Annotated in this window: 15 protein-coding genes; 6 read left to right on the forward strand and 9 right to left on the reverse strand. The window is 37.3% G+C overall.

Annotated features, from left to right (window positions below; all coding sequences use genetic code 11):
• Positions 1–278: 278 nt before the first annotated feature.
• On the reverse strand, positions 279–842 hold the full coding sequence (locus ESZ36_RS22895) for a PEP-CTERM sorting domain-containing protein (RefSeq protein ID WP_246129079.1): 564 nt from the start codon (positions 840–842) through the stop codon (positions 279–281).
• A 1,204-nt stretch (positions 843–2,046) separates the two neighbouring features.
• Here ESZ36_RS22895 and nhaD point away from each other — a divergent pair.
• Positions 2,047–3,450 carry a sodium:proton antiporter NhaD gene (gene nhaD, locus ESZ36_RS12015; protein ID WP_146788131.1) on the forward strand — a complete coding sequence of 468 codons (1,404 nt, stop codon included), beginning with the start codon at positions 2,047–2,049 and terminating at the stop codon, positions 3,448–3,450.
• Positions 3,451–3,584: 134 nt separating this feature from the next.
• Positions 3,585–4,103 (forward strand): disulfide bond formation protein DsbB, encoded by a 519-nt coding sequence (gene dsbB, locus ESZ36_RS12020; protein WP_146788134.1) that lies wholly within the window; start codon positions 3,585–3,587, stop codon positions 4,101–4,103.
• Positions 4,104–4,311: 208 nt separating this feature from the next.
• Here dsbB and ESZ36_RS12025 read toward each other — a convergent pair whose 3' ends face one another.
• The 8 genes from ESZ36_RS12025 to rnm form a co-directional block, all read right to left on the reverse strand.
• Positions 4,312–5,175 carry a DMT family transporter gene (locus ESZ36_RS12025; RefSeq protein ID WP_146788444.1) on the reverse strand — a complete coding sequence of 288 codons (864 nt, stop codon included), beginning with the start codon at positions 5,173–5,175 and terminating at the stop codon, positions 4,312–4,314.
• 58 nt (positions 5,176–5,233) lie between these two features.
• Positions 5,234–5,755 (reverse strand): YcgN family cysteine cluster protein, encoded by a 522-nt coding sequence (locus ESZ36_RS12030; RefSeq protein ID WP_146788137.1) that lies wholly within the window; start codon positions 5,753–5,755, stop codon positions 5,234–5,236.
• Positions 5,756–5,817: 62 nt separating this feature from the next.
• Complete coding sequence (locus ESZ36_RS12035; RefSeq protein ID WP_246129080.1) at positions 5,818–6,795, reverse strand: lytic murein transglycosylase; 978 nt, start codon at positions 6,793–6,795, stop codon at positions 5,818–5,820.
• A gap of 65 nt (positions 6,796–6,860) precedes the next feature.
• Entirely contained in the window at positions 6,861–7,154 is a 294-nt protein-coding gene (locus ESZ36_RS12040; RefSeq protein WP_146788140.1) for a YcgL domain-containing protein, read from the reverse strand.
• 152 nt (positions 7,155–7,306) lie between these two features.
• A complete protein-coding gene (rnd, locus tag ESZ36_RS12045) occupies positions 7,307–8,446 on the reverse strand; it encodes a ribonuclease D (protein ID WP_146788143.1) in 1,140 nt (379 codons plus the stop codon).
• A gap of 20 nt (positions 8,447–8,466) precedes the next feature.
• The gene (gene rluB / locus ESZ36_RS12050; protein WP_146788145.1) at positions 8,467–9,534 is read right to left on the reverse strand and encodes a 23S rRNA pseudouridine(2605) synthase RluB; all 1,068 of its coding nucleotides are present in this window, start codon (positions 9,532–9,534) and stop codon (positions 8,467–8,469) included.
• 111 nt (positions 9,535–9,645) lie between these two features.
• Complete coding sequence (locus tag ESZ36_RS12055; protein WP_146788148.1) at positions 9,646–10,266, reverse strand: L-threonylcarbamoyladenylate synthase; 621 nt, start codon at positions 10,264–10,266, stop codon at positions 9,646–9,648.
• Positions 10,267–10,356: 90 nt separating this feature from the next.
• The gene (gene rnm / locus ESZ36_RS12060) at positions 10,357–11,262 is read right to left on the reverse strand and encodes an RNase RNM (RefSeq protein ID WP_146788150.1); all 906 of its coding nucleotides are present in this window, start codon (positions 11,260–11,262) and stop codon (positions 10,357–10,359) included.
• A 402-nt stretch (positions 11,263–11,664) separates the two neighbouring features.
• On the opposite strand from rnm, the gene ESZ36_RS12065 reads away from it, so the two are divergent.
• Genes ESZ36_RS12065 through trpCF form a run of 4 tightly spaced genes read left to right on the forward strand, consistent with a single transcriptional unit; the run spans position 11,665 to position 16,494 of the window.
• A complete protein-coding gene (locus tag ESZ36_RS12065; RefSeq protein WP_146788153.1) occupies positions 11,665–13,308 on the forward strand; it encodes an anthranilate synthase component 1 in 1,644 nt (547 codons plus the stop codon).
• A complete protein-coding gene (locus ESZ36_RS12070; protein WP_146788156.1) occupies positions 13,301–13,930 on the forward strand; it encodes an aminodeoxychorismate/anthranilate synthase component II in 630 nt (209 codons plus the stop codon). The genes ESZ36_RS12065 and ESZ36_RS12070 overlap by 8 nt, the downstream gene beginning before the upstream one ends.
• 49 nt (positions 13,931–13,979) lie before the next feature.
• Entirely contained in the window at positions 13,980–15,050 is a 1,071-nt protein-coding gene (gene trpD / locus ESZ36_RS12075; RefSeq protein ID WP_425457391.1) for an anthranilate phosphoribosyltransferase, read from the forward strand.
• Between the two features lies 1 nt (position 15,051).
• Complete coding sequence (gene trpCF / locus ESZ36_RS12080; RefSeq protein ID WP_146788162.1) at positions 15,052–16,494, forward strand: bifunctional indole-3-glycerol-phosphate synthase TrpC/phosphoribosylanthranilate isomerase TrpF; 1,443 nt, start codon at positions 15,052–15,054, stop codon at positions 16,492–16,494.

The following is a 16,494-nucleotide window of genomic DNA, read 5'->3' on the forward strand; positions in this document are numbered from 1 at the left end:
CTATAAATATTGCCAATTAATCGGATAGCATGACTGGCAAAAATGCCACCAACACTCGGTAGGAATAATTTTGGGGTTGAAACGAATAATTATGCTCAAGTAGTGCTAATAGTTTATCGATATTAGCCAGAAACCTTTATTTATCATAATTAGCAAAGGACACATAATCCTACGGTGGTGGCGTACTGATGAAACTACCTAAGTAATCAATCACCAGAAACAAAAAAACACCAATCATAACAATTGATGTTTTCTAGAGTTTAATATTAAAATCAATACTAAGATTGTTTCTTAAACCGACGTGCTGCTAAACCCATAATACCTAATGCGAATATAGCAAGGGTTGAAGGCTCTGGTACAGGTGTTGAATTATAAGAAAGAGACCAAGAAACAAAATCATCGTCCCAATAAGTGCTAACACCAGAACTTAATGCAAGTTTAAGACTAAAAGTATTATCACTTAATATGGATGTTAACGTACTTTCATCAATAGCGATTGTATGATTCCATGCTGCCCATGTATAGCCATCCTTTGATCCTGAGGTTCCAGAAAAATAATCTACATCATCTCCATTTCCGTCTAATAACGTTGCAAAAAGATTATTGCTTTCAATAAAAATACTCATAAACTCATGCGAGCCTTCAAAATCACCTTCACCTGATAAGTATAGGGTACCACCACCAACGTTATTAATAACAGGTGTAAAACTCCAAGTTTCTTCTTGTCCTGATGTTTCAGTTATGTCCATCAAACCATCGATAACAATAAGTCCAGCATTTGCAAAACCACTCACAGATAAAACCAAACCAGCTAAAGCTGCTTTTAACATTTTTATATTCATTCTTAATTCCTTTTAATACCTTTCCACTAAATTTTGGTAGGTAATCATTAAAATAGTAATTTATGAAGCTTTAATACAAAAACCATACCAAAAATAAAAAAAACAACAATTTCAGCCTATTGAAGATTTTAGGATTTAAATATATTACATACTGTAAAATAACCTGACAACAAGTGACTCATCAATCAGTTGGTTTTGTTGAGTTATTTAAGATTTCATGAATTTATATAAGTTTTGAGCAATAAGTGAAATAAGACAGCTAAATTTATAAGGTTTGACATATAAAGTCCTTAAATTTTGGATAATAATATATAGTAAAAACAGCCTTTATGCAGATAAATGAGTTAGCACTCATCTTATTGGCTTGGGTTATCTAAAACTAGAACTCCACAGTCGCCTATGAGCTTACACCAGTCCCTCACACGTATAGTGATTTCTGGTTAAAATTATACCTAATATGTTTATGATTTTACAAAAGCTAATGTAGGATTTTGGCTAACTGTTGACCTAAAGAATGACCGATAGCTAACATCTTCAATACGCACAAAGTGATCCTATTACTATGACGTGATATGCCCCAGAGCGTGATGAAGTTATTAAACTTTAATACAGGAAGTTAACCCCAAAGTGGACAAAAATCAAAATATAAAGTGTCTCGGAAACGTTGCTAAAAGGGCTAAAGCAGATACTTAATAGATGTAATGCTAAAATTTCAGAGCTATTACCCTTACCCCTCTATAATCTTCGCCCATTGGTACATCTCCGCAAATATAATGAGTAAATAATGACTATCCATTTCGAATTAATATTTATGGTAAATGCCGTAAATTTCATCAAAGTGTAGAGGCACTCACTTTTCATACTGGAGTGCTAAATTAAGCTTGGGGATTATAAATCTCAAGATGAGTGCCAAAATGAGCAGAAACCTCAACTTAAATGGCAACCTTTTATGTTGGCTATTTTCTAAAGTATTGATTTCGAAGAAAGGCAAATGCCTGAGATTCTCAAGTTAAATGGCAATGTTCAAAATAAAATGAATAGCCTAACCGTAAGCTTGTTATAAATCAAATTGATAGCCATTATCAACAAAATTAAGAGATTTCAACGGCTTTTTTGTGTCATTAAGTACAAAATTTGTTAGACTTCACGCCGAATAATAATCGCTAAATCAGCATATAACTTCACAGTCCATTTAGAGAGTAACATGAAACCACTTGTATACGTTTTACTGGCGTTATCAGCAGTGCTTTTTCCAAGCATGGCTTTTGCTTCAGAGGCAGCACATCAGAGTATTGATTTAACTAGTCATTGGATTGGCTATACCGCTATTGCTATTTTTGTTCTAGCTTATACGCTGGTGATTTTAGAAGAGCAGTTACATTTAAGAAAATCAAAACCCGTATTACTTGCTGCTGGTCTTATTTGGATTCTAATCGCTGCTTATTATGGCTCTAATGGTATGCCTCACGCTGCCGAAGTTGCAATTCGCCATAATTTTCTTGAATATGCTGAGCTATTCTTCTTCTTATTAGTTGCCATGACTTATATCAACGCCCTTTTAGAGCGCAATGTATTTGATGCGCTTCGTGATGTATTAATACAAAAAGGTTATAGCTATAAAGCTTTATTCTGGATCACAGGTATTTTAGCTTTTTTTATCTCTCCAATTGCAGATAACTTAACAACGGCATTAATCATGTGTGCTGTGGTATTAGCCGTAGGCAAAGATGAGCCCAAGTTTATCGCAATGAGCTGTATAAACATTGTGGTAGGCGCAAACGCTGGTGGTGCATTTAGTCCATTTGGCGATATCACTACGTTAATGGTATGGCAAAAAGGTATGGTTCAGTTCTCTGAATTCTTCCACTTATTCTTACCATCAGTTGTGAACTTTGTTATTCCTGCATTTATTATGCAGTTCTTTATACCTGCAGGTAACCCAAGTTCAGAGACAAGTGACATAACTCCTATCAAAAAAGGTGGTTTAACTATCGTTGGTTTATTTATTTTAACTATTCTTACTGCCGTATCTTTCCATAACTTCCTGCATTTACCACCGGTATTTGGCATGATGTTAGGTCTAGCCTATTTAAAATTCTTTGGTTATTACATTAAGAAATCAGGACAAGGTAAACTGAACACCTCTGATGTTCCTGCGGGTCGTACAAGGTCAGACGATTTTGATATCTTTGATAAAATAGCTAAAGCCGAGTGGGATACCTTATTTTTCTTCTACGGTGTAATCTTAGCAGTTGGCGGTTTAGGCTTTATGGGCTATCTAGGTATGGCATCAGAGTTTATGTACGGTGAATTAGGTGCTACTAATGCCAACATTTTAGTCGGTCTATTATCAGCCATTGTTGATAACATCCCGGTCATGTTTGCAGTACTAACAATGAACCCTGATATGAATCATACGCAATGGTTATTAGTAACACTTACCGCTGGTGTTGGTGGTAGTCTATTATCAGTAGGCTCTGCCGCTGGTGTTGCCTTAATGGGACAAGCAAGAGGTTATTATACCTTCTTCAGTCACCTTAAATGGACTCCAGTGATTGCACTAGGTTACGCAGCTAGTATTTATGTACACTTATTAATAAATTCATAGCTTGTATCAATTGCTTACATTAATAATGTAAGCTTAAAGCAAAGAAATACTTAATCTATAATTTCTTCATGCTACCCTTAAAAAGCTTCTAGTTTGCTAGAGGCTTTTTTATTGAACATTTTTAAGGATTTTTTGTGAATTACTTAAGTAATATAACCACCAGCCAAAGGCCATGGTTACTACTGGCACTCGCCGCGTTAGGCTTAGAGCTTTCAGCTTTATATTTCCAATACGTGCTCGATTTAGCGCCTTGTATCATGTGTGTGTATCAACGGCTTGCTATTTTGGCTATATTTTCCGCTGGTGCTATTGGTACTATCGGACATCAGAATATCTTTGCCCGAATTTTGGCTTATGTTTTGTGGGGAGTTGGCGCAATTTGGGGACTTATCATTGCGTTAGAACATGTTGAAATGCAGAAAAATAGCGGATCACTCTTCTTTAGTTGTGAATTCATACCTAACTTTCCTACTTGGGCTCCTTTGCATGAATGGATACCCTTCTTATTTGAGGCGACGGGAGATTGTGGTGAAATAAGTTGGCGTTTCTTCAATTACAGCATGCCACAGTGGATGGTCGTTGTTTATGCTTTATTTTCAATAGTGTTCACCATTGTAGTTATTAATCGCTTATTTTGTGCAAAGAAACCATAACGGCTAGGAAACAATCGACCTGAGCAGAGACATACTATTCTTAATAGCGTGTCTCTTCTTCTACTGCGACGTTTGGAACTAAGCAACATTTACTTAACACCCTCTCCTTTTTACTTGTATCTTTACTACTTTCTCTGCTAATACTAAATCAGCCACAAGTAACTCAGTTCAAGTAAAGAGTAAAGAGTAAATCATTAAAAAGACCTTACTAGCGTCTTCCCTTACTCACTGACCATGTTTCGAAAATAGCAGCACTAACTACCAGTAGGCCCCCGATTATAGTTAATATGTCAGGACGTTCATGTAATAGAACAATAGCTAATATACTACCGTACAAAGGCTGTAAACAAGAAATGAGCCCTGCTGTTGTGGCTGACAAAGAACGTAGACTTGAGGCAAATAAAGCGTGCGGGGTAGCGGTAAAAACAACTCCAACTAATAAAAGTAATAACCAATCGTTTTCTGTTACTTGCATTGGTGGTACCTCTACAAAAAGGCACAGCATCAAACAGGCTACCAAGGTTTGATATAACATGGTATGTGGGCCAGAATAATGAGAAAAGTAATTTTTATGCAGAATGTTTCGTAATGCAAAAAATACCGCAGAAATAATTCCGGTTACAATGCCTAAAGTAATTTGATTACCAAAACTAATTTCAGGAATTAACAGCACAATACCAATAATAACCACGAAAGCTGTGATCATATCTTTCATTTTAGGTACAGTTTTATTAAAAAAAGGCTCAATAAAGACGGTTATTACCGGGTAAGTAAAAAAAGCTATCATGCCGACAGTAACCCCTGCCATTTGCATGCCTGTAAAATAAGTGACCCAATGTAAACCTACCACACAGCCTAATAAAATGGCGATACCGTAATCTTTCATACTTGATAAAGTTAATTGTTTTTTTTGCAACGTTAGCAAAATAAACAATGCTAAGGCAGCAATACCCGTTCGATAAACGGTTATATCAAGAGCAGATAAACCAATGAGTTTAGAAAATAGCGCAGTGCCGCCGAAAAGGAAAACTGCTATATGTAAGTAAAGCAAGCTTTGCTGTTCAGCTTTTATTATAGAGGACGTGTGGGGATTACTTTTCGTCATGAACGATACAACAGTTGAATGTTAGTTAATCAATATCATTCAGTGGCCAGATGACAATGTGATCTTCAAAGTTATCAATACTCACTTCATTATCCTTAACTATTTTCCCTCTTACCGACATACCTGCTTTATGCATAGCAGACTTTTTACCTTTGTGAAGTAAAGGATGCCATGATGGCATACCTCGTCCTTCTTGAAGACGGCGGTAAGTGCAGCTCGGAGGCATAAAAAATACCGCATCAATATTCTCTTGTGTTAAACGAACACAGTCAGGTACTAATTTAGTACGCTGCTCATATTTAGAACACTGACAAGATTTTTCATTAAGTAAGTGACAAGCAATATTAGAGTAAAATATTTGCTCACCTTCATTTATATGATCGGTTGGTAAAAGCTCCGAAGCCTCATCCGTATGTTCATCATCAATAAACTTGTTTAAGCAACATTTAGCACAGCCATCGCACAATGACTCCCATTCAGGGCGAGTCATTTCCGCTAAGCTTTTAGTTTGCCAAAATGGATTTTCTTGTGTGTTTTTATCGTTCATTTACTACTACTTAATTGACGAATAGATTTACTCATAATTTACCTAATAAACTTCTAAGTAAATCACTGAATAGGGGGAAACTTAATACGATCAGATAAATGGCCAACTGAACTGACAAAATAATAAGATAAGTTCCAATGCATTAAACTCTTATAGTTATCATAAGCAAGGTATGCTCGGCCATTTTCATCATCTGGAAAAACTAACGCGGCTTTGATATCAACATTAGGTAAATTCGTACCATCAGAACGTCTCACGCCTAGTGTTTGCCATTGAGCAAGCGTTTTTTCAGTTTTAGACCACGCCTTTAACCAGTTTTTTCGACTGCCGGTATTTTTTGGAATAGCTAAGGTATAGTCAAAGTTTTTTGGTAACTTCACTTGACGACCCCAAGTCAGTTCATCATTCCAGCCTTCTTTTTGTAAGTAATTTGCCATAGATGAAAAAATATCAGCTTGATTTTGCCAGATATCCTTCTTACCATCACCATCACCATCAACAGCGTAGCTTAAAAAAGACGTTGGCATAAATTGATTTTGTCCCATTGCCCCTGCCCATGAGCCCTTCATATTTTTATTAGTAATATGACCTTCATCTAATATAGTTAATGCTGCCATTAATTGTTTTTTAAAGAACACTTCTCGTCGTCCTTCATAAGCCAATGTTGCTAAAGCAGAAATAACATTATATCCACCGGTAAACTTACCAAAGTTAGTTTCAAGGCCCCATAAAGCAACAATAAAACGAGGTTGAACCTGATACTTTTCACCTATCTGGTTTAACAAGACTTGATGCTCTTTATACAAGATCCTGGCTTTATCCACTTTCCACTTTGGCACTCGCTTAGGTAGATAAGTATCAAGTGTTTCGATATTTTCAGGTTGGCTTCTATCCGCTTTTACTGCACGTTTGTGAAATTTTACTTCTGCAAAACTTTCATCAATCAGTGCTTGGCTAAACCCCTGCGCTAATGCTTCTGCCTTTAGTTTAATAACATACTCAGCAAAACCTTCCTCTGTAAGCTCTGTTTTAGCGGCCATTGATTAGTTCATCATGCCAATAATAAGAAGCGTCGATAGAATGATGGTTTTTATAGTCAAATTCATTAAAGCTCTCCTTGCTCTTTGCTAGCTACCATAGCCGCTTTATGTTCTTTCAATAAATCTTCTTGCGGTGGTGGTAACTGTAAATAAAACCCTTTTTCTACTAAGTTTTTTTTAACTTTTTCTAAATCAGCCATTGCTAATTTATCTTTGGTGGCTAAATTAATTAACGTGACTAAATTTGGCGTACCAAACGTTTTCATCAACCCTTCAGGAACTGACGAAAAGTCATCGCGTTTATTAACAAAAAGATAAGTTTGTGCCTTTCTAGCACTTTTATAAATTGCACATAGCATAATGGAGACCTATAGATAATTGAGAAATACAATGTTGAATATTCAATATATCATGAGCCATGGGCGAACCCCATAGTGACTCAATGAAATATTGTTAACAAAAGTGTAAATTTAGAGGGTGCCTTACATAGAAAACGAAGGCTATTAAATGGTTATTCGAAACCTTGCTGAGCAAAATCTAATAAGGTTTGACCAAACAACTCATAACGCCAACCTGTTATGAGATCAACCTTAGCCAAACTATTACGTGCGTCATTAAGATTAAACTGCCAAGTTAAAAATTGATTGATTTGCTTCTTTGATGCAACATTTTCAATAGCTAAGCCTTGCTGCTCACTTGCTGTAATTAAGAAAGTTTTCATCTTTTTAAAAGTCTGTTTGTAGCCGGGATATTCATCTAATCTATCGATTTTCTCTGGATAACTACTGACTTCAGCCTGATCGGCTTGGCTTAAGACCGCCAACATAGCTTTACCTTTATGGCGCACATCAAGTGTTTCAACTCCTTCAAGCGTAAGCATGGTGTTTACACTATCCGGATTGCTTTGTGCTAATGCCATTAACGTATGATCTTTTGCAACAAAACCAATAGGCAAATCACGTTTTTGTGCTTGTTGAAAACGCCAAGTTGCTAGGTACTTTAATAAATTTAACTGCTTAGGATTCAAACGCCAGTTCATCTTAATATTAAGGTACATTTCATTTTCAATGATAGGCGTAAATTTTTTCTCTATCATGCTCTGTGTTTCTTGCTGAGCATAAGCTAAAAAACCGGCTTGAGTAATTTCAGCTAATAATTTAGGGTAAATATCAAACAAATGGTCAACATCGGCACTGGCATAGTCCAATTGTTTTTCTGTTAATGGCCTTTTTGTCCAATCTGTACGTGATTCCGACTTATCTAATTCTATATCAGTAAAATGCTTTACCATGGCTGCATAACCGAGAGATAAACCATGCCCTAAAAATGACATCATGATTTGACTGTCAATTAAATTCACCGGTTTACAATTCCCAGCGGTTAAGAAGACTTCTAAGTCTTCTGAACAAGCATGCAGCACTTTCGTGATATTTTCATTAGTGAGTAGCGCCCAAAAGGGCGATAAATCATCAATTGCAAGAGGATCAATAAGTGCTAATTGCTCTCCATCGCATACCTGAAGTAATCCTAACTTAGCATACAGAGTACGTGTACGAACAAACTCAGTATCTATGGCTAACACTTTAGCTTTAACTAGTTGATCACATAAATTATTTAAGCTGTTCTGATCTTCAATTAATTGATAATGCATAATTTTAATTTCTACTACGGCTACTTATGACGGCTACGAGTACTTTGCTGATGACGTTGCTGATGCTTTTTAACTGAACGACGAATTCGACGACTTTTAGCATTGTCCATTGCCTTCTCATCAACTTTAACTTTACTTTCGGCTTCAGGTGTCAAGTTAACTAATTGACGATAATAGTTCACTTCTTTTAAAGCCAACTCGCGCCAACCACCCATAGGTAATTGTCGCTGCATTTCCATATCACCGTAACGCACTCGAATAAGACGACTTACTTGTACATCTTGGCTTTCCCATAAACGACGAACTTCTCGGTTACGTCCTTCAGATAATACAACATGGAACCAATGGTTTCGTCCTTCTCCGCCACGGTAAGTTATTTTTTGAAAACGTGCCATACCGTCTTCTAATTTAACACCTGCACGCAAGGTTTGTAACATAGCTTCGTTGATTTCACCAAAGACGCGAACTGCATATTCACGCTCAACTTTTTGTGATGGATGCATTAATCGGTTAGCTAATTCACCATCAGTGGTAAACAACAACATACCGGAAGTATTTATATCCAAACGACCAACAGCAACCCAACGACCAGCATCAAGAGGAGGAAGACGATCAAAAACGGTTGGTCTTCCTTCAGGATCTTTACGTGTACACATTTCACCTTCTGGCTTGTTATACACAAGTACACGACAGATATCTTCATCTTGGGCAGTGAGTTTAACGTGATGTCCATCAAGACGAATTTGTTCTGTACCTGTGATTCTATCACCTAAAAAAGCGACTTTACCGTCAATACTGACACGACCTTCACTGATCATGGTTTCCATTTCACGGCGAGAGCCTTTACCAGCACGAGCTAATACTTTCTGTACTTTCTCTGAATCTGAATGAGTCGCTTTTTGAAACTCAACCTTTTCTACCTTTTCAGGCTCTTTTTTATGCTGGCCTTTTTTACCTGCGCCCTTCTTGGCAACATCTTGCTTGGTCATGCCTTTTTTAGCAGTTCCTTTTTTCTCAGTACCACGCGTGCCATATTTTTTATCTAAGGCGTCGTCTTTTCTCGCTTGTTTTTTCTTGTCAACCGTCATTATCTTTTACTCTGTTACGTCAGTAGCAGCTCCCTTGAAGCTAACTTCTGGCTCATTGTTCAGGTTCAATTACCTTGTAAAGTGCATTATTCACTTGCACTTAACTTCAGGTTACTGAAATGGAGAAGGGTCACCCTCTCCCACGCGTACTATCTCAATACTGTCATTAGAAAAATCAATTACAGTGGTAGGGTGTTCCCCTAAATACCCACCGTTGACGATAAGGTCAACTTGATGCTCTAACAAATCTCGAATTTGTTCAGGATCATACTCAGCCATTTCTTGGCCAGGCATAATTAAACTGGTAGACATTATAGGCTCTGCAAGTTCAGTCAACAAGGCTTGTGCGATAGTATTATCTGGTACTCTTATGCCTATTGTTTTCTTTTTAGGGTTTAATAGTCGCTTAGGGACTTCTTTACTACCTTTGAAGATAAAAGTGTAAGCGCCAGGAGTATTACTTTTTAGTAACCGATAGGCGGTGTTATCTACCCGTGTGTATTCTGATATTTGTGATAGATCTTGACAAACTAAAGTAAAGTTATGATCTTTATCTATGTCTCTAATTCGGCAGATACGCTCTAATGCTTTTTTATCACCTAAGTGACAACCTAATGCATAGCCTGAATCTGTAGGGTAAACAATTACCCCACCTTGCTTAATAATATCTGCCGCTTGTTTCATTAAGCGACCTTGAGGATTATCAGGGTGTACATAAAAAAACTGACTCATGAGACTTTCCTTTTCTTTAAAATTTTTTTGATTGTTTTTTGTCAGTTGAAACGGTTAATTAGTCTATTGAAATATATTCTATCGTTCGCTTTATTGCCATTGAGCCCAAATAGGTTTAGCACCAACAGGCATAGTCAGGTTACGACCTAAATCACTCCATTTATTTGGGTAATGAAAATCTGATCCCATAGAAGCATATAAATTGTATTCTTGGCAATAAGCCAACATCTTTTGTCTTTGATCTGGGCTCATTTGTGGTAATACAACTTCTAAGCCATCACCTGAGACTTCACTAAAGTGAACAATCAAACGTCGTAACCACTTAGCAGAAAGATCATATCTGATTGGATGAGCCATCACTGCACTTCCGCCAGCTTGGTGTATAGCCACAATAGCTTCTTCAATATTACACCAGTTAGGTTTTACATAAGCCCGTTGCCCTTTTGAACCTTTTTTGCCAATATATTTATCAAAGGCCTGTTGCATAGTACTAACATGTCCTTGTTGATAAAGTACTTTAGCAAAATGAGCTCGGGTAATAGAGCCATCACCAGCCATAGCTTTAGCATCGGTATAAATAGTTGGGAAACCACACTTTGTTAGTTTCTCACCCATTGAAATAGCGCGCTGTTCTCTCGCTTCTTGCTGTTGCTCTATAAGTGATTTTAATTGTGAATTATTCTTATCAATATTTAAACCAACAATATGAATCTCAAATCCTTGCCAAGCAGTAGATATTTCAATGCCATCAATCAATTTAAGTGGAATATTTTTATCTTCAATATGCTTTTGCGCTATATCAAGCCCAGCGACAGTATCATGATCTGTGATAGCTAAAACATCAATTTGAAAGTTAGCAGCCCTATCTATCAAGGTTTGTGGCGACAAGCCACCATCAGAGCAATTTGTATGGCTGTGAAGGTCGATACGTTTGTGTGCAAAACCTTCGGTTTTTACTATCTGATGCGGGAAATCAGTGGTTGACAGCAACGCCATAATAAGGTCTTCTATAGGGGTAAAACTTAGTCTTATGATAAGTTTACTGATAACGAGTAAACAATGATACTTTTTCCTTTATTATTAATCGAAAAGTAAGTAAGACAATACATTTTAAAGGCACGTAAATAATGAATACAGCAAAAACAAACATAACATTAATTTGGTGGTGGCATAGCTCGACATAATTGGGTTGTGATAATTGCGTGTATCTTAAAAAAGATTAAACAAATTTCAAAAAAACCCGCTCCTATCAGCGGGTTTTTCTCGTTAAAGCGTACGAGAGTTAGATAATAAGGGATGTAAAATGAACAGAACAAAAACATGGTTTATTTGGTGGCTGTTGCCTATTTACGCAGGCTGACAATTGTTCTTTAAATAAACTCTATAGAAGTATTCAATATGACTCAAAATTTACCAAGCAAAACCAAGGGTGAAGTAATCACCATACAAGATAGTACTTACTATCAAAATGATCCGTTAAGTGTTTACCAATTATTATGTCACCAACAGCAACATAATATATTACTAGAATCTGCCGAGATTGATAAAAAGCATTTATTAAAAAGCCTATTATTAACTGACGCAGCAGTAAAAATTGTATGTAATGGCAATACTGTCACTTTTTCTGCACTATCCTTAAATGGTGAGAGTGCTATCGATTTCGCCGCGGCTCAACTAGAGTCACATGCTCAAGTAAACTTTTCTGATGATGGAAAATCATTTCAAGCAACATTTGCTGAAGTTGCTAAAGATCTTGATGAAAAAGCTCGTTTAAGTGCAACCAATCAATTTCACAGTCTACGATTATTCAATCAACTTACCAATGAAAATAGTCACCCCTTCTCCGTATTCCTAGGGGGTGTTTTTGCTTTTGATCTTATGGCAATAGCAGAGGAATTACCCACAGTTGCTCAGGGTGATAATACTTGTCCTGATTTTGTTTATTACTTAGCTGAAACGCTAGTTATTATTGACCACGAATTACAAAGCACCGAAATTATAGGTAATATTTTCAACTGCAATGATTCTGAAAAAACCAAACAGAGCCAATTAGTTATTTCTAAGCGTGTTAGTCAGATTAAAGAAACACTTGCTAAGTCTATTGATGCCGAACAGGTATTACAATTAAGCCCTTCATTTACTGATATTGCCGATAAAGATAAACTTAATGAACAATTGCAAGTCGATATTAGTGATGAGCGCTTTTGTGACATCGTAGATCAATTAAAAGAAAATATTCGTGCAGGTGATATTTTTCAAGTGGTACCATCACGTACCTTCAGCTTACCTTGTTTTGATTCTATTGCAGCTTATAAAGCACTCAAGATTAGTAACCCTAGTCCTTATATGTTTTATCTTAAAGATAGTGATTTCTGCATTTTTGGTGCATCACCAGAATCGTCATTAAAATATCAAGCCAGCAATCGACATGTTGAGATTTACCCAATAGCTGGGACTCGCCCTCGCGGTTTCGATCAACAGGGAAATATCTCTCTAGACTTAGATAGTCGTATTGAATTAGAGCTAAGGCAAGATAAAAAAGAATCTGCCGAACATATCATGCTGGTTGATTTAGCACGAAATGATGTTGCTAGAGTTTCACAACCCGGTACTCGCTATGTTGCCGATTTACTCAAAGTTGATCGATACTCCCACGTGATGCACTTAGTTTCACGTGTATGCGGTACGTTACAAACCGATTTAGATGCGTTGCACGCCTATCAGGCTTGCATGAATATGGGCACTCTTTCTGGTGCCCCTAAAGTAAAAGCAACAACGCTTATTAGAGCCGTTGAAGGTAAAAGACGTGGTAGTTACGGCGGTGCGGTTGGTTACTTAACTGGCACGGGTGAAATGGATACTTGTATTGTTATACGCTCTGCCTTTGTTAAAGATAATATTGCTCAAGTGCAAGCGGGTGCTGGTGTTGTCTATGATTCAGACCCAATAAGTGAAGCAAATGAAACAAGGCAAAAAGCCCAAGCGGTTATTAGTGCCATTATCACTGCTAATACGTCTGCAAAGGAGCAAGCCAATGACTAAATTATTTATGCTCGATAACCTAGATTCTTTTACTTATAACTTGGTCGATGAGTTTCAATGTTTAGGATTTGAGCCCAGTGTTTATCGAAATACACTCAGTGCTGATTTTATTTTTAATAAAATGCTTGAGCATACCCAAAGAACGTCAGAGCCAGTATTACTCGTTTTATCCCCAGGTCCAGGTGAGCCAAATAAAGCCGGTTGCTTAATGGCATTGATCCAACTGTGTGCTGGGCGTATTCCAATGCTAGGTATTTGTTTGGGACATCAAGCATTAATTGAGCACTATGGTGGTCGAGTAGACCGAGCTGCAGAAATTGTTCACGGTAAAGCATCAAGTATTACTCATAGTGGCTCTGGTGCATTTAAAAACATTCAAAATCCTTTACCCGTTGCTCGTTATCATTCGTTGATAGGCAAAGACATACCAAAATCCTTAGACGTTATAGCTGAGTATAACGGTATGTGTATGGCCATTAGTAAAGAAGAAGATGCTGTTTTAGCCTTTCAATTTCATCCTGAATCAATATTAACGACATTTGGTTCCACCTTGTTAGCGCAGAGCATTCAATATTTACTTACCCTGGCACCATCGCTTAATAATAAAGTTATTGGAGAGTAAAATGACTAATCCACAAAATACTAATTCCGAAGGTATAGGTTCAAATGATATAAGCTCCGAAGATATCAATACTATTTTGCCTGTATTAGTCGATGGCCTTGATTTAAACCAAAAACAAAGCCATGACTTTTTTCAGCAAGTACTCCAAGGCAATATCGAACCAGCTTTAATGGCAAGTGTATTAACAGCACTAAAGATTAAAGGTGAAACACCGGAAGAAATCGCAGGTGCAGCAATAGCTATCCGCGCTGCTGCGACGCCCTTTCCTGCACGTAATAATCAAGAAGATATCGTTGCCGATTGCGTAGGTACTGGCGGTGATGGTGCTAATACCATTAACATTTCAACTACTGCCGCTATTCTAGCAGCCGCTTGTGGCTTAAAAATGGCAAAACATGGTAACAGAAGTGTTTCAAGTATGTCTGGCTCTGCTGATTTACTCGAAGCGTTTGGGGTCAATTTATCCATGTCACCTGAAACAGCAAATCATTGTTTAGCACAAACAAATTTATGCTTTTTGTATGCTCCTGCTTATCACACCGGTTTTAAACATGCCGCACCAGTGCGAAAAGCAATGGGCATTCGTACCTTATTTAATATTTTAGGGCCGTTAGTTAATCCCGCTAAACCCAATATAATGTTGCTTGGAGTATATACACCTGAGTTATTAATGCCTATAGCTCAAGCATTACAACTTACCGGTGTTAAACGCGCTTTTGTGGTTCATGGCAGTGGACTAGATGAAATTGCTTTACATGGTAATACTCAAATCGTTGAAATTAACGAGGGTGAATTAATTGAACGTACTATGAAACCACAAGACTTTGGTTTAAAAAGTTACTCTCTTGAGGATATTAAGGGTGGTACGCCGACAGAGAATGCCAATATCATTAGGGATATATTATCGGGTCAAGGAAAGGATGCACACAATGCAGCAGTGATCATTAACTGTGCTGCACTACTGTATTTACACAATAAGGCCGACTCTCTTACTCAAGCTGCGCAACTTGCAAGCGAGGTACTTGCCTCAGGTAAAGGCTTAACCACTTTATTAACATTGGTTAAACTTTCAAACCAAGATGTATCATCGACTCAAACTGAAATAAAGGCTGAAAAATAATATGAATACCGACACTAACACTTCAGCAGAAAAAAATATTTTAGAAAAGATAGTTGACAATAAACGCATTGAAATTGATGCTTTAAAAGTAAGCAAACCTTTAGCAAGCTTCATTGATGAACTCGTTCCGACAACTAAAGATATGTATGCTGCATTAACAAGAACTAAAGATAAGCCCTATGCTGGTTTTATTCTTGAATGTAAAAAAGCATCTCCTTCTAAAGGGCTTATCCGCCCAGATTTCGATGTTAAAGCCATTTGCCAAGTTTATGATAAATATGCCGCTGCGATTTCAGTATTAACGGATGAAAAATATTTCCAAGGTAACTTTGATTACCTAAAAACAGTAACCCAATCAGTAAACTGTCCAGTACTTAATAAAGACTTCTTTGTTGATAGCTATCAAGTATACCTAGCAAGATATTACGGTGCTGACGCAATTTTATTGATGCTCAGTGTATTATCAGATGAAGAGTACCTTGAGTTATCGGCAGTTGCCGAACAATATAACTTATCAATACTCACAGAAATATCTACTGAAGATGAGCGCGATAGAGCGATAAAGCTCAATGCAAAAATGATCGGTATCAATAATCGCAACCTACGTGATCTAAGTACTGATATTTCACGTACATTCGACTTTGCACCAACGATACCGGACGATAGAATCATTATTTCTGAATCAGGCATTTATTCTCACTCTCAAGTGAGAGAATTAGCCCCTGCTGTTGATGGATTTTTAGTGGGTAGTTCATTAATGGATCCCAAAAACAATCCTTATCAAGATATAGATTTAGCGTGTCGCAAGCTCATTTACGGTAATAATAAAGTCTGCGGATTAACAGATATAAAATATGCTAGCGCAGCCGCTGATGAAGGTGCACGTTTTGGGGGACTTATTTTTGCAGAGAAATCCCCTCGCTATGTTACTAAGAAACAAGCACAGGCTATTATCAAAGCAGAGCCCAAGTTAGAGTATGTCGGCGTTTTTGTGAATGAAGATCGTGATGAGATTATTGAATTAGTGAAAGCACTACACTTAAGTGCCGTGCAGCTTCATGGGAGTGAAGATATCCAGTATATTGAGGCTTTAAGCACTGAACTCTCCCAGAATGACTGTGGCTTTTGTCAAGTATGGCAAGCTAGCCCTGTAGCACAAAGTGTACCTTCACTTAACCCAAATGTCAGCCATCATGTACTTGATGGCCAAAGCCCTGGCAGTGGCAAAACCTTCGATTGGCAAGTGTTAGCTTTGAGTGAGCAAAACTTATCAAACAGCTTTTTAGCTGGAGGCTTAAACAATGGAAATATTGGCAAAGCCCTCGAGCAGTTAACCCATGTGGATTTATTTGGTCTAGACCTCAACTCCGGTGTAGAAGATAGCCCAGGTATAAAATCAAGCGACAAGCTAGCACAAGTATTTTCGAAAATTAGGAATTATTAA

This window comes from Colwellia demingiae (assembly GCF_007954275.1).
Taxonomy (GTDB): domain Bacteria; phylum Pseudomonadota; class Gammaproteobacteria; order Enterobacterales; family Alteromonadaceae; genus Colwellia; species Colwellia demingiae.